Consider the following 24177-nt stretch of genomic DNA (forward strand, 5'->3'; position numbering starts at 1 on the left):
TCCGGACTCTCACGATTCCGCCTGCCGGACGGCGAGACTCGATGCCAGAGACAGTCTGATCGGAGGAACGATGGGTGCAGTCGTGGTCTACGGAGCGACCGGGCACACGGGTCGGTTCGTGGTCGAGGAACTGCTGCGCGGCGGAGTCACGACAGTCGCGTCCGGCCGTGACCGCAACGCGCTGGAGATGCTGGCCGCCAAGTGGGGAGACATCGAAGTACGCCCGGCCGCGGTCGACGACGCGCGTTCGTTGGACCGCGCGCTCGCCGGCGCGGACGTGGTCGTGAACTGCGCCGGCCCGTTCGCCGTCACGGGCGGTCCGCTGGTCGAGGCGGCGGTCCGGGCCGGGATTCCGTACGTCGATGTGGCCGCCGAGATCGAGGCCAACGTGGCGACGTTCGCCAACCACAGGGGAGCCCGGAGCCTGGTCGTGCCGGCGATGGCGTTCTACGGCGGCTTGGGTGATCTTCTGGTGACCGCGGCGCTGGGGGAGAGGACCGCCGCCGACGAGGTCCACGTCGCCTACGGCCTGAGCAGTTGGCATCCCACGCCTGGCACGCGCGCGGCCGGTCAGGTCTCCCATGATCGTCGTGGTGGCCGGCGGCTGCGGTTCACCAGAGGCGCGCTGCAGTATCACGACGACAAGCCTGTCGTGCAGGACTGGGTCTTCCCTGAGCCACTCGGCCGGCGCCGCGTGATCGCCGAGTTCACCATGACGGAGGTCGTGACGGTCCCGAGCCACCTGGACGTGCCCGAGGTTCGCACCTACATGACTGTCGAGGCAGCCCAGGACCTGCTGGGAGAGGACACGCCGCCGCCAACGCCGGTGGACGCGCTCGGACGATCCGATCAGACCTTCGTCGTCGACACCGTGATCCGGACCGGCAACGAGGAACTGCGAGCCACCGCGAGTGGGCAGGACATCTACGCGATCACGGCTCCGCTCGCGGTCGGCGCCGTACGGCGGATCCTGGCCGGGGAGACGCGGACGTCGGGCTTGGCATCAGCCGGGGAAATGTTCGACGCCCGTGAGTTCCTCGACACGTTGTCGCCGTACCTGAAGGTCGAACTGCCGGACTAGTCCGGATACGGGACAATTGGCGGATCCCCTGCAGCACCGCACCTGATCGGCAGCGGGTCGTTGCCTCAGATCCATCCCTCGAGAGCGGCCATGAACTCGGAGAAGTGGCCGTACCAGATGGAATGTCCCGCGCCGGGCACCGAGCGGACCTCGAAGCCCAGCGCCGCCAACTCAGCTGCTCTCGCCTTCGACACGTACCTACTCGGCTCGGCACGCACGACCAGCGACGGGATCTCGGCCGTAGGCGGCTGCGACGCGCCGTGCGCCAACTCGAGCGCAACCGCTGTCGCGACATCAAACCGCTCGGCCGCCGAGGCTTCCACCTCACGATCCTTCTCCGACCACGCCGGCTTGCTGATCCGGAGCGCCTCAACCGTCCGCCCAGCCCGCGCGGTCATAAACCCTGACGTCAGCTCATCCGCCGTGCGCTGAGCCCCGTCATCAGCCAGCGGGATGTCGACGTACACAGCCCTGGCCGGACGCAGCACAGGCAACGCCTCCGCCAACACGACCCCGCCCAACGAGTGACCGATCGCCAACTCAGGCTCACAACCCACCGTCTCCACCACCGACGCAGCAAACATCCCCAGGTCCGCATCCGGCGCCGCAGGGGACCCGCCATGCCCCGGCAGATCCACCGCAACCGCCCGATATCCCCGTTCCGCAAGCGCCGGCCCAACCCGCCAGAACTGCTCCCCAGCCCCCAACATCCCGTGCAACAACACAGCAACCCGCCGACCCTCACCCCACTCGACAGTCCTGAGCTGCATGGAGGCATGTCTATCCCACGGACGACGTCAAGTGGTTGGGGGTTAGGTAATCGTCGGTGGGGCGTGGCAGGATTTTTGGGGTGACGGGCAAGGCGGACGAGGCGCAGCGACTGCAGGATCTGGCACGCCTGAGGCGGGTCAAGGACCGGATCGATCGGGAGTACGCGCAACCGCTGGACGTCGACGCACTCGCTCGAGGTGCGCACATGTCGTCCGGTCATCTGAGCCGCGAGTTCAAGCGTGCTTACGGAGAGTCGCCGTACGGATACCTGATGACGCGCCGCATCGAGCGGGCGATGACGTTGCTGCGCCGCGGCGACATGAGCGTCACCGACGTGTGCTTCGAGGTCGGCTGCCAGTCGCTCGGCACGTTCAGCAGCCGGTTCACCGAGCTGGTCGGGATGCCGCCGAGCATCTACAAGGAGCGCGCGGGGGACTCGACCCTGGGCATCCCGTCGTGCGTGGCCAAGCAGGTGACCAGACCGATCAGGAATCGAGAAGCACCGGCCGGCGATCAGCACGTAGCGTGACTCGCATGGACCTGAACATTCATGCGACGTTCCTTCCGCACAACGACCCGGACGCCTCCCTGGCCTTCTACCGCGACATCCTCGGCTTCGAGGTGCGCACCGACGTCGGGTACGGCGGCATGCGCTGGATCACCGTCGGACCTCCCGACCAGCCCGGTACGTCGATCGTCCTGTCTCCGCCGGCCGCCGACCCCGGGATCACCGAGGACGAGCGCCGTACGATCGCCGAGATGATGGCCAAGGGCACCTACGCCACCATCGTGCTGGCCACCAAGGACATCGACGGCCTGTTCGACCGGCTGCAGGCCACCGAGGCCGAGGTGATCCAGGAGCCGACCGACCAGCCGTACGGCATCCGCGACTGTGCGTTCCGCGACCCGGCCGGCAACCACATCCGGATCAACCAGGTTTCCTGACCCCGACGACCGTGCCAGACGGAAGCCGCCACCGCGGCTCCGCCCGACAGATGGAGTCTCAATGAGCAAGGCCACGCGGTCGCGCACCGAGAACGCTGCCGACAGCCACGACCTGATCCGCGTCACCGGCGCGCGGGTGAACAACCTGAAGGACATCAGCGTCGAGATCCCGAAGCGGCGGCTGACCGTGTTCACCGGCGTGTCCGGGTCCGGCAAGAGCTCGCTGGTGTTCGGCACCATCGCCGCGGAGTCGCAGCGGCTGATCAACGAGACGTACAGCGCGTTCGTCCAGGGCTTCATGCCGACGCTCGCGCGCCCGGACGTCGACGTACTGGACGGGCTGACGACGGCGATCATCGTCGACCAGGAGCGGATGGGGTCGAACCCGCGCTCCACGGTCGGTACGGCGACCGACGCGAACGCGATGCTGCGGATCCTGTACAGCCGGCTCGGGAAGCCACATGTCGGCGGCCCGCAGGCGTACTCCTTCAACGTCCCGAAGCGGATCGCGACCGGGGCCATGGTCGCCGAGAAGGGCGCGGGCGAGAAGACCGTCGTACGCAAGGCCGTGTACGCCGGCGGCATGTGCCCGCGTTGTGAGGGCATGGGCTCGGTCACCGACTTCGACCTCACCGCGCTGTACGACGACAGCAAGTCGCTCAACGAGGGCGCGCTGACGATCCCCGGATACAGCATGGAGGGCTGGTACGGCCGCATCTTCCGCGGCTCCGGCTACTTCAACCCGGACAAGCCGATCAAGAAGTACACCAAGAAGGAACTGCACGACCTGCTCTACCGGGAGCCGACCAAGATCAAGGTCGAGGGCATCAACCTCACCTACAGCGGGCTGATCCCTGCGATCCAGAGGTCGTTCCTGTCCAAGGACGTGGACGCGATGCAGCCACACGTCCGCGCCTTCGTGGAGCGGGCGGTCACGTTCACCACCTGCCCGGACTGTGACGGCACCCGGCTCAACCCGGAGGCGCGGGCATCCAAGGTCCACGGCAAGAACATCGCCGACCTGTGCTCGATGCAGATCAGCGATCTCGCCGCCTGGGTGCGTGAGCTCAAGGAGCCGTCCGTCGGTCCGCTGCTGGAGGCGCTGGGGGACACGCTCGACTCGTTCGTGGACATCGGGCTCGGCTACCTCTCGCTCGAGCGGCCGGCCGGGACGCTGTCGGGTGGCGAGGCGCAGCGCACCAAGATGATCCGTCACCTGGGCTCCTCGCTGACCGATGTCACCTACGTCTTCGACGAGCCGACCATCGGCCTGCACCCGCACGACATCCAGCGGATGAACGAGTTGCTCCTGCAACTGCGCGACAAGGGCAACACGGTCCTGGTCGTGGAGCACAAGCCTGAGACGATCGTGATCGGCGACCACGTCATCGACCTCGGCCCGGGCGCCGGATCCGGCGGGGGCGAGGTGGTGTTCCAGGGGTCCGTCGACAAACTGCGGACCAGCAAGACACTGACCGGGCGTCATTTCGACGACCGTGCTTCGGTGAAGGAGTCGGTGCGGGAGCCGTCGGGCGCGCTGGAGATCCGCGGTGCCGACCTTCACAATCTGCAGAACGTCGATGTGGACATCCCGCTCGGCGTTCTCACAGTTCTCACCGGTGTGGCCGGCTCGGGCAAGAGTTCGCTGATCAACGGGTCAGTGGCTGACCTGGATGGCGTCATCAGTGTCGACCAGGGCGCGATCCGCGGGTCCCGCCGGAGCAACCCAGCGACGTACACGGGTCTGCTCGACCCGATCCGGAAGGCGTTCGCGAAGGCCAACGCGGTGAAGCCGGCGCTCTTCAGTGCGAACTCCGAGGGTGCGTGCCCAGCCTGTAACGGGGCCGGCGTCATCTACACGGAACTCGGCGTGATGGCGACGGTCGAGTCACCCTGTGAGGAGTGCGAGGGCAAGCGGTTCCAAGCGTCCGTGCTGGAGTACAAGTTCGGCGGCAAGGACATCACCGAGGTGCTCGCGATGCCGGTGTCCGAAGCGGTCGAGTTCTTCGGCTCGGGACAGGCCAGTACGCCGGCCGCGCACAGGATCCTGGATCGGCTCGCGGACGTCGGACTCGGGTATCTGACCATCGGTCAGCCGTTGACGACGCTGTCCGGCGGTGAGCGGCAGCGGCTCAAGCTGGCGACGCACATGGGGGACAAGGGCGGCATCTACGTCCTCGACGAGCCGACCACCGGCCTCCACCTCGCCGACGTCGAGCAACTGCTCGGCCTGCTCGACCGCCTCGTCGACTCGGGCAAGTCGGTCATCGTGATCGAGCACCACCAGGCCGTGATGGCCCACGCCGACTGGATCATCGACCTCGGCCCCGGCGCCGGCCACGACGGCGGCCACATCGTCTTCGAAGGCGCCCCATCCACCCTGATCGCCAACCCAACAACCCTCACCGGCAAACACCTGGCCGACTACGTAGCCTGAGCAGCGCCCCGGGCTCGGTGGCGCTGGGGCCCAGGGGCTGATATTTGGTCGTGGTTTGTGGGCTGGTTCGATGATGATGTGGCGATGACGGGAACGTATCTGCGCGTGCAGGCTCGGTATCGGGGGCGGCTTGGCGTGGAGGTGGGCCTGTTCGTGGCGGTGGATCACCTGCGGCGGGCTGGGCGGTTGACGGATGAGCAAGTGGCGCTTTATCTCGACATCGACGACTGGTTTCTCCAGTACCTTCCCGAGCCGGGCTTCTACGCCGACGGGAATACCGCCGGCGCGGTGACGTGGTTCAAGACCCCGCTGCCCGCAGAGATGCAGACGCGAGTGGACCGGTTGTGCGCGGTCCTCGCCGCCCACGATGTCCCGTTCGATGTCGTGCACTCCGACCGCCCCGGCGAGGTGATCTACGAGGACGCGTACCAGATCGGCGTCATCCCGGCCGAGCGCGGTGAGCCGACGCCGCTGCCGGAAGGCCTGGTCCTGGCGCCGACCAGCGCGGGATCCAAGCGTGGGGTCGTCGCATCGCCGATCCGGCATGTGCTGTTCGACGCGGACGGCGTACTGCAGGACCTCCCCGGCGGGTGGTACGCCGCGATGGAGCCCTACCTCGGTGAGCGAACGCGAGAGTTCCTGCATCGGACCTGGAAGGACGAGTTGCCGATGCTGGCGGGCCGGGGGGACTACATGCCGTTGCTGGCGGCAACACTCGCGGAGTACGGCGTCGAGACACCAGTCGACGTCGTCTACCAGGACGTGTGGCACCGCGTCGACCGTATCGAGGAGTCCTTCGCGATCGTGGAGCAGCTCCGGCGCCACGGGTATGGCGTACACCTGGGCACGAACCAGGAGAAGTATCGCGGCGGACACATGCGTACGACGCTCGGGTACGACGACATCTTCGACGTCAGCTGCTACTCCTACGACCTCGGCGCCGCCAAGCCCGACCCCGCCTTCTTCACCGAGGCCGCGCACCGGATCGCAGCCGACCCGTCCACCATCCTGTTCATCGACGACAACCCCGACAACGTGGCGTCTGCGCGATCCGTCGGCTTCCCCGCCGAGCTGTGGGACTTCACCCAGGGCCACACCACCCTCATCACCCTCCTCGCCAACCACGGCATCGAGGTCACCCCGGCGTACCAACGGTGACTCTTGCTGGATGAAGGGATTCGCGTCATGCCCACCGCGCTCGTCGAGGTTCGCCGCCGGTACTCCGAGGCCGAGGAGGTCGCCCTCATGGACGCGGTCCACGGCGCGCTGGTGGCCGCTTTCCGCATCCCACCGGAGGACAAGAACGTCCGTCTGATCGCGCACGAGCCGCACCGATTCGCCTGCTCACCGAACCGGGCCCAACCCGAATTCTTCACCCTGGTCACGATCGACTGCTTCGCCGGCCGCTCGGTCCAAGCCAAGCGCAACCTGTACGCCGAGATCGTCGACCGCCTCGCCCCATTCGGCATCCCCCAAGACCACGTCCTCATCACCCTCAGGGAAAGCGGGGCCGAGAACTGGGGCATCCGCGGCGGCCAAGCAGCCTCCGACGTCGACCTCGGCTTCGACGTGCATGTCTGACACCCCGGTGCGGACCCTCGCCCAGGTACAGCACGGCATAGATAGGGGCTGGCACACCGGAGCGCAGGTGTACGCCTCCGTGCACGGGCAGACGCGTGTCGGCCTGGCCGTCGGCGAAGCGCGCCCCGGCGTACCGATGACGACCTCGACCATCGTCGAGTGGGCCTCCGCGACCAAACCAATCCCATCGGTTGCGATCGGACTCTTGTGGCAGCAAGGCTTGCTCGACCTGGATGATCCGGTCTGTCTCCATATCCCCGAGTTCGCCGCGGCCGGCAAGGAGGCCGTCACGATCCGGCACCTGCTGACCCACACGGGAGGTCTGACCAGCACCATCACCGGCATCGCGCCGCCGGAGGAAATGGTGGCCGACATCTGCGCGGCGCCGTTGGCGGACGGCTGGATCCCGGGCACGCGCCATGCCTACAACTCGGTCGCGCTGTGGATCGTCGCTGAGCTGGTGTCGAGAATCAGCGGCCGGTCCTTCTCGGAGTTCATCCGCAGCGAGATCTTTCAGCCGGCCGGCATGCACGACTGCTGGATCGGAATGTCAGCCGATGCGTACCAGGCTCACCGAGACCGGATTGCCGTCATCCCGGGTTTTGGTCCGTCCGGCACAGAAGCCTGGGTCACCTGGGGCCGCCCGACCGGCGGAGGACACGGCCCGATCGCCCAACTCGGCCACTTCTACGAGGCCCTTCTCGACGAGCGCCTACTGTCTGCGCGAACGCTCGAGGCGATGACGGCCCGCCAGGTGAGCGACGGGTGGGACGAGTACTTGCAGGAGACGGTTGACCGCGGACTGGGGTTCATGCTCGGTTCGTCCAACCCGGCCCACGGCTACGGGACTCGTGCGTCAGCTCGCACCTTCGGCCACGGCGGTCGAACCTGGAGTCTCGGCTTCGCGGACCCGTCCGAGCACGTGGTGGTTGCCGTCTACTGGAACGGGATGGCCGACGCGGACACTCAAGCTCGGCGCCTGCCGGATCTGCTCGATGCTTTGTACGACGACCTGGTTCCGACGGAAAGGGTTGACAATGACGCTCACTTCGCGCGTTGAGTTCACTGCTCGTGAAGGGCGGCGGGAAGAGTTCGTTCAGGCGGCCAAGGCGTTGGCTGCGGCAACTCGGGACGAGCCTGGGACGCTCAGGTACGACTGGTATCAGGACGCCGACCCGGACAGCTTCGTTGTGATCGAGGAGTACGTCGACAGCGCCGCAGCCTTCGCACACAACGAGCACTGCGACGACCTTCTGAAGCGGGCCTTCGAGCTCGGCGAGCTCACGGCGATGCAGTTGCACGGCGACATCTCACCGGAGCTTCAGGCGTTCGCCGAGAACATGCCAGGCACCAAGACCTTTCCGCCGTTGGCCTGATGGCGACGGCCCGGTACGACGGTGTGGCCGACTGGTACGACGCGCAACTGGACGCGGCTCCACATCGGCACGACGTACTGCGAGCCAACCTGCCGACTGGTCAAGGTCCCTGCCTGGACATCGGCTCCGGGACAGGGCGGGATCTGGCCGTGATCGCGGAGTTCGGCTGGACGCCTGTCGGTGTCGAGCTCTCCACCGATCAGCTGCGACTGGCGCGCCGGCGGTCGAATCGCTTGGTCCAGGGCGATGTCGAACGGCTTCCGATCAAGTCGTCCGTCGTACCGATGGCTGTCAGTTCCTGGACCTCGACCGATGTCGAACACTTCGACAGGATGCTGTCCGAGGTCGCGCGCGTCCTGGTGCCCGGAGGCCGATTCCTCTTCTACGGCGTACATCCGTGCTTCAACGGCCCGCATGTAGAGGCATGCCCGGACGGCAGCCGGCTCGTGCACACCATCTACCGCGAGGCTCGACGGCATCTGTCGGCTCCGTGGTGGGGGACCGACGGCATCAGGACCAAGGTGGGTGGCATGCGACACCTGTCACTAGCCGACTTCCTCAACGCCTTCATTGCTGCCGGACTGCAGATCGATCACGTGTCCGAGCCCGACGAGGAGCCCGTCCCGTGGGGCATCGTGGTGGCTGCCAGTTCGGTGAGACGGCGTTCCAGGAAGCGGCGTTCGGGGCCGTCTTCGGTGAGTTCTCTGGCCCGTCGGTAGGTGTCGCGCGCCTCGTCGATCCGGCCGAGGCGGCGCAGCAGTTCGGCCCTGGTCGAGTGCAGGTAGCGGAAGTCGTGCAGACCGAGACCGTCGACGATGCGCAGGCCGGTCGGTGGTCAGGGTCTTGCCAGCCTCGACCCGCACTGTCGTCGCGTAGACCTCCTTCTGCTCGTCTTCGGACAGTGCGGCCTGCTGCTCGAGCGCGCCGCCTTGGTAGATCAACATGATGTACTTCATTGCCTGGCTCCTCCGATGACCGGACTCGTCCTACCGAATCGTCGCAGTAAGACGAACAGCGATCCCGGAAATCGACACCCCAACACAAGAATCGTGCCTGGCCACCGTACGGAGGTGCGTGCCGACCATGATCCTTCCGAAGGTCCGAGACCCGCGCCTCGTGACGATCCGCCGAGGTGGGACCCTCACCGATTCGGATCACCACCTCCTGGCTCTCTGGGCGGCCACGTGCGCGGAACATGTCCTGCCCCTGTTCGAGTCGGTTCGGCCGGGTGACCCCCGGCCGCGTCAGGCGATCGAGCACGCCCGTGCCTGGGTGCGTGGCGAGGTCAAGATGATGGAGGCTCGCGCAGCGGGCGGCCACGCGATGGGCGCGGCCAGAGACCTGAGTGGAGCAGCACGGCATGCCGCATACGCAGCCGGCCAAGCTGGAGCGGTCGCTCACGTCGCCGAGCACGACTTGGGCGCGGCCGCCTACGCCATCAAGGCCGCAGTTGCTGCCGCGCCAAAGGAAGAGGCCGAGGTAGTACGCCGAGCCGAGTGCGAGTGGCAGCGCGCCCAACTCCCGAAGGCGATCCGCGCGCTCGTCCTCGACGACCAGCACCAACGAAACACCATCTGCTGGTCGGTCTTCGACTGCTGAGCGCGGCGGTGCCGGAGCGGGGGAGAGGTGGTCGATAGGGTCGGGCTGGTGACCCTTTCATCGAGTGTTCAGCCGTCGGATCTCGAGGTCGTGCGCGCGTCGTACGACCGAGTGGCCGACAACTATGTCGACCTGCTCGAAACCACGGGGATGGGGGACATTCGTACCCAGCCGTGGCTGCAGGCAGCTGTCGACGCATTCGCGGGCTCGGTCCGCGGTCTCGGCCCTGTGCTCGATGTCGGCTGCGGTCCGGGGACTGTCACGGCGTACCTGCAGGAGCGGGGGATCGAGGTGTCGGGTGTCGACCTGTCGCCTCGATGATCGAGCACGCCAGGCGCCTTCACCCCGAGTGCAGCTTCGCCGTTGCCTCGTCCACCGAACTCGACCTCGAGCCGAGCTCGTTCGGCGGCATTCTCGGCTGGTGGTCGCTGTTCAACCTGCCACGCGAGATCCTGCCGAACGTCCTGGCCGCCTTCCATGACGCACTCGTGCCCGGCGGGCACTTCATGATCGCGACGCACGGGGGCGATGACGATGTCGCTCGGACCGAGGCGTACGGCGGGGTCGCGGTGACCTGGACGACGTACCAATGGCGACCCGAGCAGCTGACCGTCCTTCTGGAGGACGCCGCGCTACGCGTTGTGGCGGATCTGCGGATCCCAGCCGACGGCCAGTACGGTCCCCTCGTCATGCTCCAAGCCCGACGCGACACCTGACCTGACCGGCTTCGATGCCAGTGCTGTCGGTCAGTCGCTGACCCAGTCCATGTGGTCGATCCAGCGGTCAAGCAGTGCCCGGTCGCCGTCCAGTTCCAGGCTGGGTGCCGCGTCCAGCCGGCGGCGCCTGCTGAGCACGAGCAGGAGGTCCGCGGCCGGGCCGCGGAGCGTGACGTCGGCCTCGGTGTGGGTGTGTTCCAGCACCACCCGGTCCGCCTCCCGGCGGGCCAGCCACTCCCCGGGCGCGTCAGTCGCATGGAAATGCAGGGTCTGGCCGTCGCCGCGCATCGCCGCAGCGAAGTCCGCCCTGTTCTCCCAATAGCCACGCGACGTCATCGTGTCCAGCCAGTCCTCCAGCGCCGCCACCGCAGGCTCCGGCGCCAACTCATACCGCCGGTCGAGCGCCGCCGCCGCGTCCGCACGATGCACACACGCCTCCCCGAACAACCGCCGCGACCAAAACGGCACCCCGGCCGCGGCACCGGACGGATCCCACACCGGCGCGTCATCGTCCACCGATGCGACCGCCCGCTGCGCCACGGCCGCACCCTCGATCATCCAGGCGCCCCACTGGGCCGAATCGGCCGGGGCCGGAACGTAGGCGGCGAACGCCTTACTCGGCTCGGCCAGCTGCTCACCCACCAGCATCGCCACCATCCGATGCGTCGCACCGACATGGTCGACCAGATCGGCCAGCGTCCACTTCGGACACGTCGGCACCGGCGTCGCCGCATCCCGGCCGTCCACCCACTCGGCGAACGTAGCCGTCTGCTCGACAACGGAGTTCAAATACGCGGACGTGTCCATCGCTGTCCCTCCAAGCGCTCCGTGGATAACTGTCTGGTGCAGCCGGGCCTGGGCCGTCGGCCGATACGAGAGCGTATGCGATCATCGTTCCCCTCAGACCCCAGCAGGCCGGTAGCGCAGCCAGACAACTCCGGATCGGTAGGTCGTGGCCGTGACCAACTGCAGGCGGATCGGGCCGACTCCGTCGAGGATCCGCGGCCCGGCCGGCCAGAGGTGCGGATTCACCCAGAACCAGAACTCGTCGACCAGACCCTGCTGAGCGAGGGTGTCCGCCAGCTCCCCGCAGCCGGAGACGATCAGGTTGCCTGTGTGCTTCTTCTTGAGTGCGGGGACGGCCTGGGTGACCTCGCCCTCGATGAGGGTGGCGTTCCACTCCAGCGGTCCGGTGAGGGTCCGCGAGGCGACGTACTTCGGCATGCCGTTGACCCGCTCCGCGTAGTGGCCCATCGCCGGATCCTCGCCGAGGTGTGGCCAGACGGCGGCCAGTCCCTCGTAGGTCTTGCGGCCGAGAAGTAGCGCGTCGGCCAGGATCAGCTGCTCGAGGCCGGCGTCGCCGCTGTCGGCGTCGAGCTCCAGCCATTCATCGGGCGTGGGCGCCTCGAAGGCGCCGTTGACGGTGACTTGGTTGTGAATGATGACCTTTCCCATGCCAGCGAGGCTAGGAGCCGGCCCACCCGGTCCGCATCGGTCGAACGACTGGCGCTGAGCAGTACCGTTCCTATCTCATCTACGTCCCGTAGCCGAAAGCTCGAGCGGAGGCTGGAACTTGGTCGTATCTCCGGCGGCAGCCCGGATAGCCTCCGTTGGCCGGCAGGGGAGTAGGTGAGTCGGGAGGGACTCGGAGCCAAATCGGTTGAGGGAGTGGCCACGCTCAGGTGATGCTGGGCGGTCTGATCCAGCCATCGGAGGGTGCAGTGCGGCGACGAGATTTCGACGGCCCCGACGACCTCCGGTTGATGCAGGACCTGGTCCAGCGGACGTGGAGTCCGCGGTCGCGGCTCCACATCGGCGACGTCGCCTGGGAGCGCAGCGTGAACTTCCACCGGCACCGGGACACATGGCGTACTGCGCTCTGGGAGGACAACGGCCAATTGGTCGCGTGGGGATGGGCGGAGCTCCCCGATCACCTCTCGCTGGTGGTCGATCCGGTCCGGCCGGAGGTCGCTGCCGAGGTCATCGCGTGGTTCCGGTCGCTCGCCCCCTCGGGAGCCTGCAGCATCCTCGAGAGTGAGACGCACCTCGTCGCCGCGTTGGAGGCTGCCGGCTTCCACCCGGACGAAGAAGCCCCGTTCTTCACTCATCACCGCATCTCGCTGAGCGACCTCCGTAGTCCGGTCGTGCCGGACGGATTGACGCTCCGGCACGTGCGACCCGACGAGGTGGAGAAGCGGGGCGCGGGGCACCGCGCCGCCTGGTCCGACTGGGGTCCGTCGAAGGTGACCGACGAGGATTTCGCCGCGGTGATGACCACCTGGCCCTACCGGCCCGAGCTCGACTGGGTCGTCGAAGCCCCGAACGGCGACTTCGTGGCCACTGCGCTGATCTGGTACGACGAGGTGCACGGCATCGGTCTCGTGGAGCCGGTCGGCTGCGCCCCGGAGTACAGGCGTCGAGGGTTGGGGCAGGCGGTCAACCTTGCCGCGCTCCACGCCTTGCGCGAGGCAGGTGCCACCGATGCGATGGTCTGTCCGCGCGGTGACGACGGATACCCGCAGGCACGGGCGCTCTACCAGTCCATCGGCTTCGAACCAGGCGCGAGAACCCAGCTCTACGTTGCCTGAGGCAAGAACTTCGTCGACCGGGCGGGGGAGCAGGGGCTTTGACTTTCGAAACGGTCATCCAGCGGGAAGCCGTGCCGAACGGACGTGATCAGCAAGCACGATGGTCTGCGGGGGAAGATCGGCCTTCCCGGTCTCAAGCCGACGGACGCACGGTCGGAGTCGACGCAGGGGATCGGCTGCTCGAGTACTCGGAGAAGATCTCGTCAAGGACGCGCTTCGCGCTCGCACACACCGCCGCATCCTCGGGATCCTCGTAGGTATACCAATAGGTGGCGATTGCTTTCCACAGGGCCCAGCCGCGCCCACGCGCCCAGGTCACCGCGTCCACCGACAGCCGATCCCGGAACGCCTGGCGGCCATCGGCGGTCAGCAACGTCCAGGCGATCGCGAGATCGCAGGCCGGGTCGCCGACGCCGCATGTCCCGAAGTCGATGACGGCCGTCAACTGCCCGTTGTCCAGCAGAAGATTTCCCTCCGCGACGTCTCCGTGGAACCAGCGGTCCGCACCGTCCCAGCGTGCGTCGAGCGCGTTCGACCAGATCTCTCGGGCCAACTCGACATCGATGTGGCCGTCCAATTCCCCGAGCGCGCTGTGGGTGTTCTTGTCGTAGGTGCGCAGTGTGCCGCCCCGGAACCAGTTGTGAATTCCCGGCTGGGGACCGTCAGTGGCGTCGACGCTCTGCAAAGCAGCCAGGAAGCCGGCCAGGTCGAGGGCGAACTGAACAGGATCGGCGATGCGGTCCGCGGTGGCAGTCACGCCGTCGAGCCACTGGTAGATCGACCACGAATACGGGTACTCCGCGCTTGGCTTGCCCTTCGCCAGTGGGACGGGGATCGGCAGCGGGAGTTGGCGAGCGAGAGCCGGAAGCCACCGGTGCTCCTTCTCGACCGCCTGGGCGTACTCGGACGCGCTGGGTATGCGCACCACCATGTCGGTGCCGAGATGGAACGTCCGGTTATCCCAGCCGCCGTTGGCCACGGGGTGGACGGGAAGACCGGCCCACTGCGGGAACTGCTCCTCAACGAGACGGCGTACCTGCGCTGCCTCGACGTCGATGCGCTCCGGCACGGGACCGAGATCCGGCGTGTTACTCAAGGCAAACATCCTCGGGTCATTGAAGTTGAAACGAGTCGAGTACTCCGAAAGACCGATAACACGATGCACGACACCGCATCACCAGCCCTGCACCGTACCGGCAGGAAGGGATCACAACGAGGTTCAACTGGCAGAAATCAAGCGCCGATAAGCGACATTATGTCAACTACCCGGCTTATCGCCGCTACCCCAGCCTGTCCGGTTGGGATCGCTCACCGGGCGTCCGTCGGGTTGAATCCTGCGCGAAACCACCATGACGACCACCCGCCGGCGAGCGCAGCAGCGAGTGGAAAACCGGCTGACTCTTTCCGCGCCGCGACCTAGGGTTTCGGATTGATGACCGACCTCCTCGCGCGGCTGCCGGATGCCCGCACGACTGCCCCACCGCCGCCCGCCGATCCCGCCCGGCGGGTCGATTGGCGACGCCTCCGCGGGCCGGCCTCCGCGGTGGCGCTCGCGGCAGCGGCGATCGCGTCGCTGGGTTCCACACTAGGCAGTGTCGTGGCCGGACTGCTGGCGGCACAGCCCAGCTGGCGGCTGGTCGGATTGCTGATGGTGTGTGTCGTCGGCGGGGCCGTGATCAACAGCTTCGGCAAGATCCTTTGGGTTGGCGTCTCCGACAGGGTCGAGGGCCGGCTCCGCGCGGACGTGCTCCAGGCCGCCATCCGACAGCCCCTGGCCGTCCTGAACGAACAAGCCGTCGGCGAGATCCTCGACCGGGTCGACGACGACTCCCACGAGGTCGGCACCCTGCTGCGTTCCCAGCTGTGGACGCTGGCGGGAATCCTCTTCGGGACGATCCCGATGTGGATCGTCGCCGGGGTGACCTGGTGGCCGGCCGCTGTGCTCTTCCCGGTGCTGGCCGTGATCACCTGGTTCGCCATCCGCAAGCTCCTGGCCGAGATCGCCAGCCGGAAGATCATCGAGGAGATGGCCTGGACCGACCATACCGCCGCACTCGAGGAAGGCATCGCGGCCCGCGACGATCTCCGGACGAGTCTTGGCCAGGCGCACGTCCTGGCCCGGGTTGCCCGGCTCTCGGCCACGGCGCACGAGAAGGTCAACTCGAGGGTCGCCGTGGACAGCCAGATCGCCCGTCGGGCCGGCGTGCTGTTGCATGGCCTGCTGGTGGCGATCGGCGTCGCCGGGATCGCCCTGGCCGTCGACAACCATCTCACCGTGGCACGGTTGGTGACGCTGTTCCTGGTCACCTCGACCTTCGTCGGACAGATCGCGATGATCGCCAACAATCTGCCCGATCTCCAGGCCGGACTCGGCGCCGTCACCCGGCTGCGGCAGATGCTGGCCGCCGAACCCGAACCGGAGGGCGGGTTGGAGTTTCCGTTGGACGGCCCGGTGGCCCTGGAGATCCGCGACCTGGACTTCTCGTACGCTGAGGGCACCTTCGCCCTCCGCGACATCAATCTGCGGGTACTTGACGGTCAGACCATCGCCTTGGTCGGACGCACCGGCTCCGGCAAGTCGACACTGGCGTCACTGATCTCGCGAGCCGTCGAGCCGCCGCCGGGCAGCGTGTTCCTGGCCGGTCACGATGTCGGCGATCTCGATCTGCACAAGCTGCGCGCGGCGGTCGGTGTGGTCACCCAGCGGACGGAGATCCTGGCCGGCAGCCTGGCCGAGAACATCGCCCTGTTCAACGACGACCTGCCGAGGCCAGTCATCGACGCGGCCGTGGTGGAACTCGGGCTCGGCGACTGGGTGGCAGGCCTGCCAGACGGCCTGGACACGCTGCTCGGCCCGGGTGGCACGTCGTTGTCCGCAGGCGAGGAACAGTTGGTCGCGTTCGCCCGCCTGCTGGTCCGCGACGTCAGAGTGGTGATCCTGGACGAGGCGACCGCGCGGATGGATCCGCTCACGGAGCGGCTGGTGATCGCCGCATCGGACCGGCTGCTCTCCGGCCGTACCGGCGTTCTGATCGCCCACCGGCTCTCGACGATCGCCCGAGCACCGCTGGTCGCAGTCCTCGATCATGGCCGGGTCGTCCAGCACGGAGTTCGTGCCGAACTGGCCGTCTCCCCCGGACCGTTCCGGGAACTGTTGCTGGCCGGCGGACCCGCCGACGACGGTCATGGTCACCACCACGAGCGGGATCGTGCGATCAATGCCCCGGCCGAGGCGGTCGGTGGTCGGCGCCGGATCGGCGAACCGCCCGAACATGCCGACGTCGGCACCGGACCCAGTCTTGCCCGCGGCGTCGCGCATGCGCTGCTGCTCCGTCCGGAATGGAGCGTGGTCGGCGCCGTGCTGTTCCTGTTCGCGGCCCTGACCGGTGCGCAAGGAGCGGTCACCGGTCTGGTGTGGGGTCATGTCGTCGAGGCCCTGCAACACGGGCAGGCACCGTGGTGGCTCGCCGTGGCCCTGGTGGCGACCGTGCTCGCTGCCCCGCTGCTGTTGGCCGAAGGCCTCGGGCGCTACCCGCGCCGGTGGGCCGAGGTGATGCTGCGGACGCGGATGTCGGTGCTCTTCGGTCAGACCGGACAGCACCGACTACCCCGTACGCCGCCGGGCGAGGTGGTCGCCCGCTCCATGGATGCCGGCCGGATCGTCCACTACGGCGACCGCTGGGTCGACTTCCTCAACGCGATGGTGATCGCCGTCGTCACCGCCGTACTCGGTGGCACCTGGCTGGCAGGTGCCGTGTTGCTGGCCGTGATGGTCTCGTCGGCGCTGGCCTCGACCGTCGGCCGCCCCGTCGCCGGTCGATCGGCGGCCGCGGCGTCGGCCGCCCGCGCTCGGTTCGGTCGTGCACTGGTGTCCGCACTGGACGCGGCCCGGACGATCAAGCTGGCAGCCGCGACGCCGCAGGTGCACACCCATCTGAGGCATGTGGACGGTGGCCGGGTGGACGCCGCGGTGCGGGAACACCGGGTGCAAGCGTGCCTGGACGGCATCCCCGTCGTGATGGTGCAGGTCGGCGTGGTGTCGGCCTGGGCGGCGTACATGGGAAACATCTGGAGCCTGGCCACCGCGCTGCTGGTCGCCAATGCCGTCAACGGCTTCGACTACTTCGGACGAGTCGCCAGTTCGGTCGTCACCGACGCGCCGGGCACCCGGGCCTGGCAGGCCGAGACCAGCCGCTTCGCCGGCGGCACCGACCTGATGGACCTGCCGCCCGGTGTCGACCTGGTCGCCGGCATCGCGCCCGGACCCGAGCCGGTGCCCCGGACCCGGCTGCGTCGGTTGGACCTGGTCGACCTCAGCGCGATCCACGACGACGGCACGATCGGCGTCTCCGGCGTCAACCTGACCGTCGAGGCCGGGCAGTTGGTGCTGTTGGTCGGCCAGGTCGGTTCCGGCAAGTCCAGCCTGCTCTCCGCCCTGGCCGGACTGATCGATCATCGCGGCCAGCTCCGCTGGAACGGCGAACTCATCGACAACCCGCAACTGTTCCTGCGTCCGGGCCAGGTCGCGCATGTTGCCCAGGTTCCCCGGGTGCTGTCTGGCACCATCGCCGACAACGTACGGCTCGGGCACCCCCGCGCGTTCGAGGGTCCGGTCGCGGGCGCCCGCCTGGACGCCGACGTCGTCGACGCCGGCGGCAAGGACGCGCTGGTCGGCCATCGAGGCGTACGACTCTCCGGCGGCCAGGTCCAACGCCTCGCGCTCGCCCGCGCCCTGGCGACAGATGCGGAGCTGCTGCTGGCCGACGACGTCTCCAGCGCCCTGGACGCCACCACCGAGATCGAACTGTGGAAGGCACTGCGGGAGCGTCGCGCGACGGTCATCGGCGCGACCTCGAAACGGGCTGCCCTGGCCCAGGCAGATCGGGTAGTCGTACTGGTCGACGGCGAGGTCGCCGCGGTCGGCCCCTGGTCCGAACTCTCCCCGCGTTGGTCCCACTTGGCCGGCTGACCCCTTCCCGCCGAGGGGTCAGCCGCACCCTCGTATCCGCCGCCGGGGGCGGCGCCAAACCAGGCGGGCATGGCTGCCCGATGATCGCTCCACCACCGGGTCGCACGAACCCCGACGCCGTGATGGACCAGGGCTGTGACCTCGGGTTCCGTTGGCCTTGCGAGTCAGGGCAGGTGTACGAAGCCGAGGTAAGCGGCTCCGGCCGGCCCCGGACGCGAGGTTCCGTCCTGGATCCAGCCGTGCCGCTCGTAGAATCGGATGGCACGAGAGTTTCGCTCCCACACATCGACCTCGCCGACGGCGTCAGTACGGCGTGCGATGGAGACGAAGCGTGTCATCAGAGCGCTACCGACGCCGATGGACCACTGGCCAGGCTCTACGAAGATTCCGACGAGCCGGACACGCGTCTCGTCAGGCGCTCTGGTCGGAAACACCCCGCTGGCATCCACTGTGACCACACCGACGATGTCATCGCCCAAGGCAGCTACCAGGACGGCGATCCGAGAATCGTCCACCATCTTGCGCCATGTCTCCCGGTACCCCTCGTCAGGCAGCGCTGCCACCTCATGGCCGCCGGCACGGTAGTACACAGCCCGCGACCGGGCATGCAGTTCCGCCAGCGCATCGCCGTCCCCCGGCACCGCGTCGCGAATGTGGACCACCTGGGTCGGCTCTGTCATGAGACACGAGGCTACGGCCTCCCCCAAGAGGCGATCCAGCAGGCGATGACCAGGCGGAGCGCTCTCGGCCGTACGCCGGAAGCCTGGCAGCTGACGCAACGCCTGACGGTCGATCAGGCGTTGCGATTGTTCACGATCGACGCGGCGTACGGCACCTTCGAGGAGGGCGTGAAGGGCAGCCTCTCCCCCGGCAAGTACGAGAAGAAGGAATCCGCGCGACGGGTGTCGGATCGGGGCACTGGTGTTCGTGGCAGAGGTGAGCACCTGTCCACACCGAGGAGCAATCATGGAGTCCACCGCCCGCCACCTGCACCGGCTCGTGGAGCCGATCCACATGGTCACCTATATGTCCGAGGAGCCGACCGAGGCGCTCATGGCGCTCGGCCACCGCAACTACTGGGACGGCTACTTCGCCGGACGGGCCGCACCACTGGGACGTGTCCCGGCCGAGGTGGTCCATGCGATCTTCTACAACTTCGCCGACGGCGAGGTCGCCCGGCACATCCCCCGCGTGTGGGACACCGCCACTCCCGAGGCAGCCCTCGCCGCGCGTGAGCAGGGCAGCGCCGCCGCGCTGAGGCGGATTCTCGGCGACCTCGCCGACTCCCCCGGCCTCGCGCGTGCCGCCGACCTCGCCACCAAAGCAGCGTCGAGCGCTCCGACGGAGGGACGGATCCTGTACGCCGGGCTCCGAGCACTCCCCGTACCTGAGGAGCCCGTGGCCAGGCTCTGGCATGCGGCCACCCTGCTCCGCGAGCACCGGGGCGACGGTCATATCGCGGCTCTGGTCGCCGCGGGCATCGGCGGGACGGAGGCCCACGTACTTCACGCGCTCTCCGTGGACATGCCCGCGGAGAAGTTCGGCCGGGTCCACCATCTCCCCGCAGCCCAGCTGGCCGCGGTCGTGGACGGAATGCGCGCCCGTGGGCTCGTCGACGACTCCGGCTGGCTCAGTGACGTCGGCCGGAAGACCAAGGAGCAGATCGAGTCGCTCACCGACGACCTCGCGGCCGCGGCGTACGACGGCCTGGAGCCGAGCGAGCTCGACCAGCTCATCGCGGACCTCGAGCCCATCTCCACAACGCTCGACGCGGCCGGCTCCCGGTGAGCGGCCCCGGAATGTCCTTGCAGAAATGCCGTGAGGCAGTATCGGATCAGGGCAGAGTTGTCGTTGCAGAGGTGAGCGGGTGCCCACGAGGGGCGCCACCCGAACCGCAGGAGATTCCGAGATGCAGTATCTGGTTTCTGTGATCGATGACAAGACCGACGTCGAGGTGCGGCCGTTCCGGTGAGCGCGGTCGACGCCCAGCAGGCGATCATCCAGGTCCACCACGAGGAGTGGGCGCGAGTGGTCGCCGCCCTGACCAGGCGCTTCGGCGACCTGGACATCGCCGAGGAGGCGGCCGCCGAGGCGTTCGCGATCGCCGTCGAGCGGTGGCCGGCCGACGGCGTACCCCCGAACCCCGGCGCCTGGCTGACCACGACCGCCAACCGCAAGGCCATCGACCGGATCCGGCGCGAGAGCAAGCGCGACGACAAGCACAAGGAGGCTCAGATCGTGTACGACGACGACCCGCCTGAGCCTCTCGGTGCGATCGACGACAACCGGCTCCGGCTGATCTTCACCTGCTGTCACCCTGCGCTCTCGCTGGAGACCCGGGTGGCGCTGACGCTGCGGATGGTCGGCGGTCTGACCATGCCCGAGATCGCCCGTGCCTTCCTGGTGCAGGAATCGGCCATGGGTCAGCGGATCACCCGGGCGAAGGCCAAGATCAAGGCGGCTCGGATCCCTTACCGGGTGCCGTCCGCGGAGGATCTCCCGGCGCGCGTCTCCGGCGTACTCTCCGTGCTCTTCCTCGTTTTCAACGAGGGCTACCTCGCAACCGGCCCCGACACCGATCCCGTACGTCATGAGCTCACCGCTGAGGCGATCCGGCTCACCCGTCTGATCCGTGCTCTGATGCCGGCGGACGGTGAGGTGGCCGGGCTGCTGGCGCTGATGCTCCTCACCGAGGCCCGGCGTACCGCCCGAGTGTCGGCCACTGGTGAGCTCGTGCCTCTCGACGAGCAGGACCGTGGAGCCTGGGACGCGGCACTCATCGCCGAAGGCCATCGGCTGGTGCGTGAGCGCCTCGCCGCGGCCGCCGTCGGGGTGGCTCCGGGTCGCTACCAGGTCCTCGCCGCGATCAACGCCGTACACACCTCTGCCCGGGACATCCGCGACACGGACTGGTCGCAGGTCGTCGCCCTGTACGACCAACTCATCCGCATCGATCCCTCGCCGATCGTCGCCCTGAACCGGGCCATCGCGGTCGCCGAGCTGGACGGCCCGGAGGTGTCACTGGCGGCTGTCGACCGTCTCGACAACAAGTTGGCCGGCTACCACGCGTACCACGCGACCCGCGCCGACCTGCTGCGCCGGCTGTGCCGCAGCGAGGAGTCGCGCGCGGCGTACGACCGAGCCATCGAGCTGGCGGGTAACACCGCCGAGACCGCGCACCTGACCCGCCGCCGCGACCAGCTGGGGTAGTTGTCAGGTAGTGGCTTCCCGGGCTGCCTTCTCGACTCTCGACCGGTGTGCGTCCCAGTCGGTGTCGTCGGCAGTTGCGGTCGGCCGTGCGCCGACCGCGCCGTCCAGTTGCTCGCGCAGGATGTCGGCGTGGCCGGCGTGGCGATTGGTCTCGGTGAGGACGTGGACCATCACGTTGAACAGCTTCACCTTCGGCCGCGGCCACCACGGGACGAAGCCGGGTGCGTCGATCGGCAGCGCCTCGATCGTGGCGTCGGCGTGGCGCCAGGCCCGCTTGTACCCCTCGATGATGTCGGCGTGTGATTCCTTCTCGGTGACCCACATGTGGTCGTGGTTCGCGTAGCCGGGGTCGTCGAACTGGGGCAACCGCTCGGGAAACGGGCGGCCGAAGATCTCGCCGAAGTACCGCGCCTCCGACAACGTCAGGTGCTTGACCAGACCCAGCAGGTTGGTCCCGGTCCTCGTGAGCGGCCGCCGTACGTCGTACTCGGACAGCCCCTCCACCTTGTACAGCAGGGATTCGCGGACCCAGCGCAGGTCGTCGTGCAGGTACTCCTTGGCAAAGTCGTCAATCACCCGAGCCACAGTGTCACACCCGACCCCACCCAGCCTCGGCGCGTAGATCCGAGGCGGAGTTAATCGCGTTGCGGGTGGTGGTCGGGCAGCCTAGCGTTGCAGTCTCGTGGCGGGTGCGGATCGGAGATGCGATCAGGATGACTTCTCAACTTCTCGCGTTGTCTTTCGATGCGAACGATCCGGCCGGTGTCGCGCGTTTCTGGGCCGGCGTTCTCGGCTGGGAGATGGTCGACGACGCTCGCGGCGGGGTGGCGCTGCTGCCGAGTGACGACACCGGGTTCCGGCTGCGGTTCGTTCCGAGCGAGGAGCAGAAGACCGGGCCGAACCAGATTCACTTCGATCTGACCAGCCAGTCCCTCGAGCAGCAGCAGGAGACCGTGGCCAGGGCGCTCGAGCTCGGTGGTCGGCACATCGACATCGGCCAGCTTCCCGAGGAAGAGCACGTCGTACTCGCCGATCCCGAAGGCAACGAGTTCTGCGTCATTGAGCCGGGCAACAACTTCCTTGCCGACTGTGGATTCATCGGAGCGCTCTCGAGCGACGGATCGCAGCAGGTCGGGTACTTCTGGAGCGAAGCGCTCGGATGGCCGTTGGTCTGGGACCAGGACCAGGAGACCGCGATTCGCTCCCCCCACGGCGGTCCGAAGATCACCTGGGGCGGTCCCCCGCTGGATCCGAAGACGGGCAAGAACCGGCTGCATTTCGACCTCGCTCCTGCCGACGGTGGCGACCTGCAAGCCGAGGTCGACCGCCTCGTCTCCCTCGGGGCGAAGCGCATCGACATCGGCCAGGGTGACGCCGCCTGGGTAGTGATGGCCGACCCCGACGGCAACGAGTTCTGTGTGTGGCCCGCGGCGTAGTCCGCGCGAAAACTGTCCGGGGCAGGTGGGAGGGTCCTGGGCATGGCGATTCCTAGAGCGGCTGCAGTGGTGATGGATGCGGGCAACGTGTTGGTGATCAAGCGGTACCTGCGCCACGAGCGGGCTGACGAGTGCGTGATGTGCGAGGCGTTCGGCGCGTCCGGTCCGAAGTGCGAGGGACATGAGTACGCCGTACTGCCTGGCGGGCATGTCGAGGCGGGTGAAACACCGGGCGAGGCCGCGCTACGGGAGCTGTGGGAAGAGACGACGCTGACGGCGACGATCGACCGGCTGCTGTGGACCGGGACGCACAACGGACGACCCGCCTATTACTTCCTGATGGAGAACGTGGAAGGCGTTGCCGAATTGTCCGGGGAGGAAGCGGTGGAGCACTCCGAGCGCAACAGTTTCGAATTGCGCTGGACGTCCCCGGATCAGCTCGGAGAACTAGGAATGCATCCCGCCGACGTACAGGTTCGGCTGACCGAATTACTCGCGTAGGGCGGCGGCGAGCATGCGGTGGCCTTGTGCTTCGAAGGGTTCGTCGCCTACCTGGTGAGCCCAGACAGTGGTGTTGATGGCCTCGCGGAGTTGGATGCGGTGCCAGGTGGCAGGGTCGCGGGGATCCGAGCCGTAGCCGGCGATGAAGGCGGGCTCCAGAGCGGGGTCGGTGGTGAATTGCTGGACTGCGAGCCGGGCGAAGTCTGTGACCGCGGGCCTGAGATCGGCTCGGCCGAAATCGATGATGCCGACAGTGCCCTCGTCGATCAGCCAATTGCGCGGCTGCCAGTCGCCATGGGTCGGAACCAGCGAGGCCACAGGGGTCGGCCAGGATTCGATCTCTGAACGCAAGCGCGCGGTCAACTCGGGCGCAATGGTGTGCTTCTTGTCCAGGTAGGCAAGGGATCGCCGGTTCTCCCGCGCCTCGTGGGTTTCGTCCGGTACGGCGACCTGGGTGTGGAACGCCGCGAGCAGTTCACCAGCCTGGCGGTAGACGTCCGGGTCCCGTTCCTGCTCGGTGCCTTGTACCAGCACCCCCGGCAGGAACTGCGTGACGAGAAGCTTGGCCTCCTCGTCACCATTGACGAGCCGCGGCGCTCTCCCCCGCGCGGTCCACGGCGCCAGCCACTCGCGATGGGCGCGGATCTCCCGGGCGATGTGTCCGTCACTCGCATCGCCGGCCTTGGCGATGTAGCGCTCGCCGTTGAGGTGGAGTTCGAGGACGGCGGTCCCGACCAGACCCCAACTGTGATCGGTCACGACCTCGGCAGCGGGCATCCACTCCTGGAGGAGCTCACGCTGGCGCTCACTGAGTTGCGGAATCACCCGCCGAAGCCTATCGCAGCGCACAGAAATTCATCGAAAAACCCTGGACGAATTGCGCCGGAGGTCTTATCCTGACCAAATGCAGAAAACACAACAGAATTACACTCTAGCAACAAACCTATCATCACAAATTCCGGAAATC

25 protein-coding genes are annotated in these 24177 nt (G+C 67.7%); 18 read left to right on the top strand and 7 right to left on the bottom strand.

What is annotated here, in order from left to right; genetic code table 11:
- Positions 1-70 precede the first annotated feature (70 nt).
- Positions 71-1081: a saccharopine dehydrogenase NADP-binding domain-containing protein gene (locus OG817_RS15060; protein WP_406055134.1), complete on the top strand. Its 1011-nt coding sequence runs from the start codon at positions 71-73 to the stop codon at positions 1079-1081.
- Positions 1082-1146: 65 nt separating this feature from the next.
- Here the strand turns inward: OG817_RS15060 and OG817_RS15065 are convergent, their stop codons facing one another.
- A complete protein-coding gene (locus OG817_RS15065; protein WP_406055136.1) occupies positions 1147-1851 on the bottom strand; it encodes an alpha/beta fold hydrolase in 705 nt (234 codons plus the stop codon).
- A gap of 80 nt (positions 1852-1931) precedes the next feature.
- Here OG817_RS15065 and OG817_RS15070 point away from each other — a divergent pair, with 80 nt between their 5' ends.
- The 11 genes from OG817_RS15070 to OG817_RS15120 all read left to right on the top strand — a co-directional run bounded on the left by OG817_RS15070 (position 1932) and on the right by OG817_RS15120 (position 10506).
- Entirely contained in the window at positions 1932-2381 is a 450-nt protein-coding gene (locus OG817_RS15070) for a helix-turn-helix transcriptional regulator (protein ID WP_406055138.1), read from the top strand.
- Positions 2382-2386: 5 nt separating this feature from the next.
- Positions 2387-2797, top strand: coding sequence for a VOC family protein (locus OG817_RS15075; RefSeq protein WP_360448667.1), 411 nt, complete (start codon positions 2387-2389; stop codon positions 2795-2797).
- 61 nt (positions 2798-2858) lie between these two features.
- A complete protein-coding gene (locus tag OG817_RS15080; protein WP_406055140.1) occupies positions 2859-5234 on the top strand; it encodes an ATP-binding cassette domain-containing protein in 2376 nt (791 codons plus the stop codon).
- A gap of 84 nt (positions 5235-5318) precedes the next feature.
- Complete coding sequence (locus OG817_RS15085; RefSeq protein ID WP_406055142.1) at positions 5319-6392, top strand: HAD family hydrolase; 1074 nt, start codon at positions 5319-5321, stop codon at positions 6390-6392.
- Positions 6393-6419: 27 nt separating this feature from the next.
- On the top strand, positions 6420-6815 hold the full coding sequence (locus OG817_RS15090; protein WP_406055144.1) for a tautomerase family protein: 396 nt from the start codon (positions 6420-6422) through the stop codon (positions 6813-6815).
- Positions 6808-7875: a serine hydrolase domain-containing protein gene (locus tag OG817_RS15095; RefSeq protein WP_406055146.1), complete on the top strand. Its 1068-nt coding sequence runs from the start codon at positions 6808-6810 to the stop codon at positions 7873-7875. Before OG817_RS15090 ends, OG817_RS15095 begins: the two co-directional genes overlap by 8 nt.
- Complete coding sequence (locus OG817_RS15100; RefSeq protein ID WP_406055148.1) at positions 7853-8191, top strand: putative quinol monooxygenase; 339 nt, start codon at positions 7853-7855, stop codon at positions 8189-8191. The genes OG817_RS15095 and OG817_RS15100 overlap by 23 nt, the downstream gene beginning before the upstream one ends.
- A complete protein-coding gene (locus OG817_RS15105) occupies positions 8191-8910 on the top strand; it encodes a class I SAM-dependent methyltransferase (protein ID WP_406055150.1) in 720 nt (239 codons plus the stop codon). Before OG817_RS15100 ends, OG817_RS15105 begins: the two co-directional genes overlap by 1 nt.
- A gap of 364 nt (positions 8911-9274) precedes the next feature.
- Positions 9275-9790, top strand: coding sequence for a putative immunity protein (locus OG817_RS15110; protein ID WP_406055152.1), 516 nt, complete (start codon positions 9275-9277; stop codon positions 9788-9790).
- A gap of 48 nt (positions 9791-9838) precedes the next feature.
- Positions 9839-10111 (top strand): methyltransferase domain-containing protein, encoded by a 273-nt coding sequence (locus OG817_RS15115; protein ID WP_406055154.1) that lies wholly within the window; start codon positions 9839-9841, stop codon positions 10109-10111.
- Complete coding sequence (locus OG817_RS15120; protein ID WP_406055156.1) at positions 10108-10506, top strand: class I SAM-dependent methyltransferase; 399 nt, start codon at positions 10108-10110, stop codon at positions 10504-10506. The genes OG817_RS15115 and OG817_RS15120 overlap by 4 nt, the downstream gene beginning before the upstream one ends.
- A 30-nt stretch (positions 10507-10536) precedes the next feature.
- Here the strand turns inward: OG817_RS15120 and OG817_RS15125 are convergent, their stop codons facing one another.
- Together OG817_RS15125 and OG817_RS15130 are read right to left on the bottom strand one after the other, a co-directional pair.
- Positions 10537-11313, bottom strand: coding sequence for a maleylpyruvate isomerase family mycothiol-dependent enzyme (locus tag OG817_RS15125; protein WP_406055158.1), 777 nt, complete (start codon positions 11311-11313; stop codon positions 10537-10539).
- A 93-nt stretch (positions 11314-11406) separates the two neighbouring features.
- Positions 11407-11961, bottom strand: a complete 555-nt coding sequence (locus OG817_RS15130) for a dihydrofolate reductase family protein (RefSeq protein ID WP_406055160.1) — start codon at positions 11959-11961, stop codon at positions 11407-11409.
- 266 nt (positions 11962-12227) lie between these two features.
- Here OG817_RS15130 and OG817_RS15135 point away from each other — a divergent pair, with 266 nt between their 5' ends.
- Complete coding sequence (locus OG817_RS15135; protein WP_406055162.1) at positions 12228-13094, top strand: GNAT family N-acetyltransferase; 867 nt, start codon at positions 12228-12230, stop codon at positions 13092-13094.
- Between the two features lie 133 nt (positions 13095-13227).
- Here OG817_RS15135 and OG817_RS15140 read toward each other — a convergent pair whose 3' ends face one another.
- Complete coding sequence (locus tag OG817_RS15140) at positions 13228-14190, bottom strand: aminoglycoside phosphotransferase family protein (RefSeq protein ID WP_406055164.1); 963 nt, start codon at positions 14188-14190, stop codon at positions 13228-13230.
- A 336-nt stretch (positions 14191-14526) separates the two neighbouring features.
- On the opposite strand from OG817_RS15140, the gene OG817_RS15145 reads away from it, so the two are divergent.
- Positions 14527-18063 (top strand): ATP-binding cassette domain-containing protein, encoded by a 3537-nt coding sequence (locus OG817_RS15145; RefSeq protein ID WP_406055166.1) that lies wholly within the window; start codon positions 14527-14529, stop codon positions 18061-18063.
- Positions 18064-18227: 164 nt separating this feature from the next.
- Here OG817_RS15145 and OG817_RS15150 read toward each other — a convergent pair whose 3' ends face one another.
- The gene (locus tag OG817_RS15150; protein WP_406055168.1) at positions 18228-18743 is read right to left on the bottom strand and encodes a GNAT family N-acetyltransferase; all 516 of its coding nucleotides are present in this window, start codon (positions 18741-18743) and stop codon (positions 18228-18230) included.
- Positions 18744-19029: 286 nt separating this feature from the next.
- Here OG817_RS15150 and OG817_RS15155 point away from each other — a divergent pair, with 286 nt between their 5' ends.
- Positions 19030-19851, top strand: coding sequence for an SCO6745 family protein (locus OG817_RS15155; protein ID WP_406055170.1), 822 nt, complete (start codon positions 19030-19032; stop codon positions 19849-19851).
- 180 nt (positions 19852-20031) lie between these two features.
- A complete protein-coding gene (locus tag OG817_RS15160) occupies positions 20032-21273 on the top strand; it encodes an RNA polymerase sigma factor (protein WP_406055172.1) in 1242 nt (413 codons plus the stop codon).
- Between the two features lie 3 nt (positions 21274-21276).
- Here the strand turns inward: OG817_RS15160 and OG817_RS15165 are convergent, their stop codons facing one another.
- Entirely contained in the window at positions 21277-21849 is a 573-nt protein-coding gene (locus tag OG817_RS15165; RefSeq protein ID WP_360448717.1) for a DinB family protein, read from the bottom strand.
- Between the two features lie 137 nt (positions 21850-21986).
- Here OG817_RS15165 and OG817_RS15170 point away from each other — a divergent pair, with 137 nt between their 5' ends.
- A complete protein-coding gene (locus OG817_RS15170) occupies positions 21987-22709 on the top strand; it encodes a VOC family protein (RefSeq protein WP_406055174.1) in 723 nt (240 codons plus the stop codon).
- A gap of 42 nt (positions 22710-22751) precedes the next feature.
- The gene (locus OG817_RS15175) at positions 22752-23210 is read left to right on the top strand and encodes an NUDIX hydrolase (RefSeq protein WP_406055176.1); all 459 of its coding nucleotides are present in this window, start codon (positions 22752-22754) and stop codon (positions 23208-23210) included.
- Here the strand turns inward: OG817_RS15175 and OG817_RS15180 are convergent.
- Positions 23199-24035 (bottom strand): phosphotransferase, encoded by an 837-nt coding sequence (locus OG817_RS15180; RefSeq protein ID WP_406055178.1) that lies wholly within the window; start codon positions 24033-24035, stop codon positions 23199-23201. The two genes, OG817_RS15175 and OG817_RS15180, sit on opposite strands and share 12 nt — an antisense overlap.
- Positions 24036-24177 lie beyond the last annotated feature (142 nt).

The sequence above is a fragment of the Kribbella sp. NBC_00889 genome, from assembly GCF_045207705.1.
Taxonomy (GTDB): domain Bacteria; phylum Actinomycetota; class Actinomycetes; order Propionibacteriales; family Kribbellaceae; genus Kribbella.

Excerpts from the sequence above, each read along its gene's own strand:
- OG817_RS15145 (WP_406055166.1), top strand. The coding sequence starts at position 14,527 with ATGACCGACCTCCTCGCGCGGCTGCCGGATGCCCGCACGACTGCCCCA.
- OG817_RS15085 (WP_406055142.1), top strand. The coding sequence starts at position 5,319 with ATGACGGGAACGTATCTGCGCGTGCAGGCTCGGTATCGGGGGCGGCTT.
- OG817_RS15060 (WP_406055134.1), top strand. The coding sequence starts at position 71 with ATGGGTGCAGTCGTGGTCTACGGAGCGACCGGGCACACGGGTCGGTTC.
- OG817_RS15080 (WP_406055140.1), top strand. The coding sequence starts at position 2,859 with ATGAGCAAGGCCACGCGGTCGCGCACCGAGAACGCTGCCGACAGCCAC.
- OG817_RS15110 (WP_406055152.1), top strand. The coding sequence starts at position 9,275 with ATGATCCTTCCGAAGGTCCGAGACCCGCGCCTCGTGACGATCCGCCGA.
- OG817_RS15100 (WP_406055148.1), top strand. The coding sequence starts at position 7,853 with ATGACGCTCACTTCGCGCGTTGAGTTCACTGCTCGTGAAGGGCGGCGG.
- OG817_RS15095 (WP_406055146.1), top strand. The coding sequence starts at position 6,808 with ATGTCTGACACCCCGGTGCGGACCCTCGCCCAGGTACAGCACGGCATA.
- OG817_RS15075 (WP_360448667.1), top strand. The coding sequence starts at position 2,387 with ATGGACCTGAACATTCATGCGACGTTCCTTCCGCACAACGACCCGGAC.
- OG817_RS15105 (WP_406055150.1), top strand. The coding sequence starts at position 8,191 with ATGGCGACGGCCCGGTACGACGGTGTGGCCGACTGGTACGACGCGCAA.
- OG817_RS15175 (WP_406055176.1), top strand. The coding sequence starts at position 22,752 with ATGGCGATTCCTAGAGCGGCTGCAGTGGTGATGGATGCGGGCAACGTG.
- OG817_RS15120 (WP_406055156.1), top strand. The coding sequence starts at position 10,108 with ATGATCGAGCACGCCAGGCGCCTTCACCCCGAGTGCAGCTTCGCCGTT.
- OG817_RS15130 (WP_406055160.1), bottom strand. The coding sequence starts at position 11,961 with ATGGGAAAGGTCATCATTCACAACCAAGTCACCGTCAACGGCGCCTTC.
- OG817_RS15065 (WP_406055136.1), bottom strand. The coding sequence starts at position 1,851 with ATGCAGCTCAGGACTGTCGAGTGGGGTGAGGGTCGGCGGGTTGCTGTG.
- OG817_RS15150 (WP_406055168.1), bottom strand. The coding sequence starts at position 18,743 with ATGACAGAGCCGACCCAGGTGGTCCACATTCGCGACGCGGTGCCGGGG.
- OG817_RS15155 (WP_406055170.1), top strand. The coding sequence starts at position 19,030 with ATGGAGTCCACCGCCCGCCACCTGCACCGGCTCGTGGAGCCGATCCAC.
- OG817_RS15170 (WP_406055174.1), top strand. The coding sequence starts at position 21,987 with ATGACTTCTCAACTTCTCGCGTTGTCTTTCGATGCGAACGATCCGGCC.
- OG817_RS15090 (WP_406055144.1), top strand. The coding sequence starts at position 6,420 with ATGCCCACCGCGCTCGTCGAGGTTCGCCGCCGGTACTCCGAGGCCGAG.
- OG817_RS15125 (WP_406055158.1), bottom strand. The coding sequence starts at position 11,313 with ATGGACACGTCCGCGTATTTGAACTCCGTTGTCGAGCAGACGGCTACG.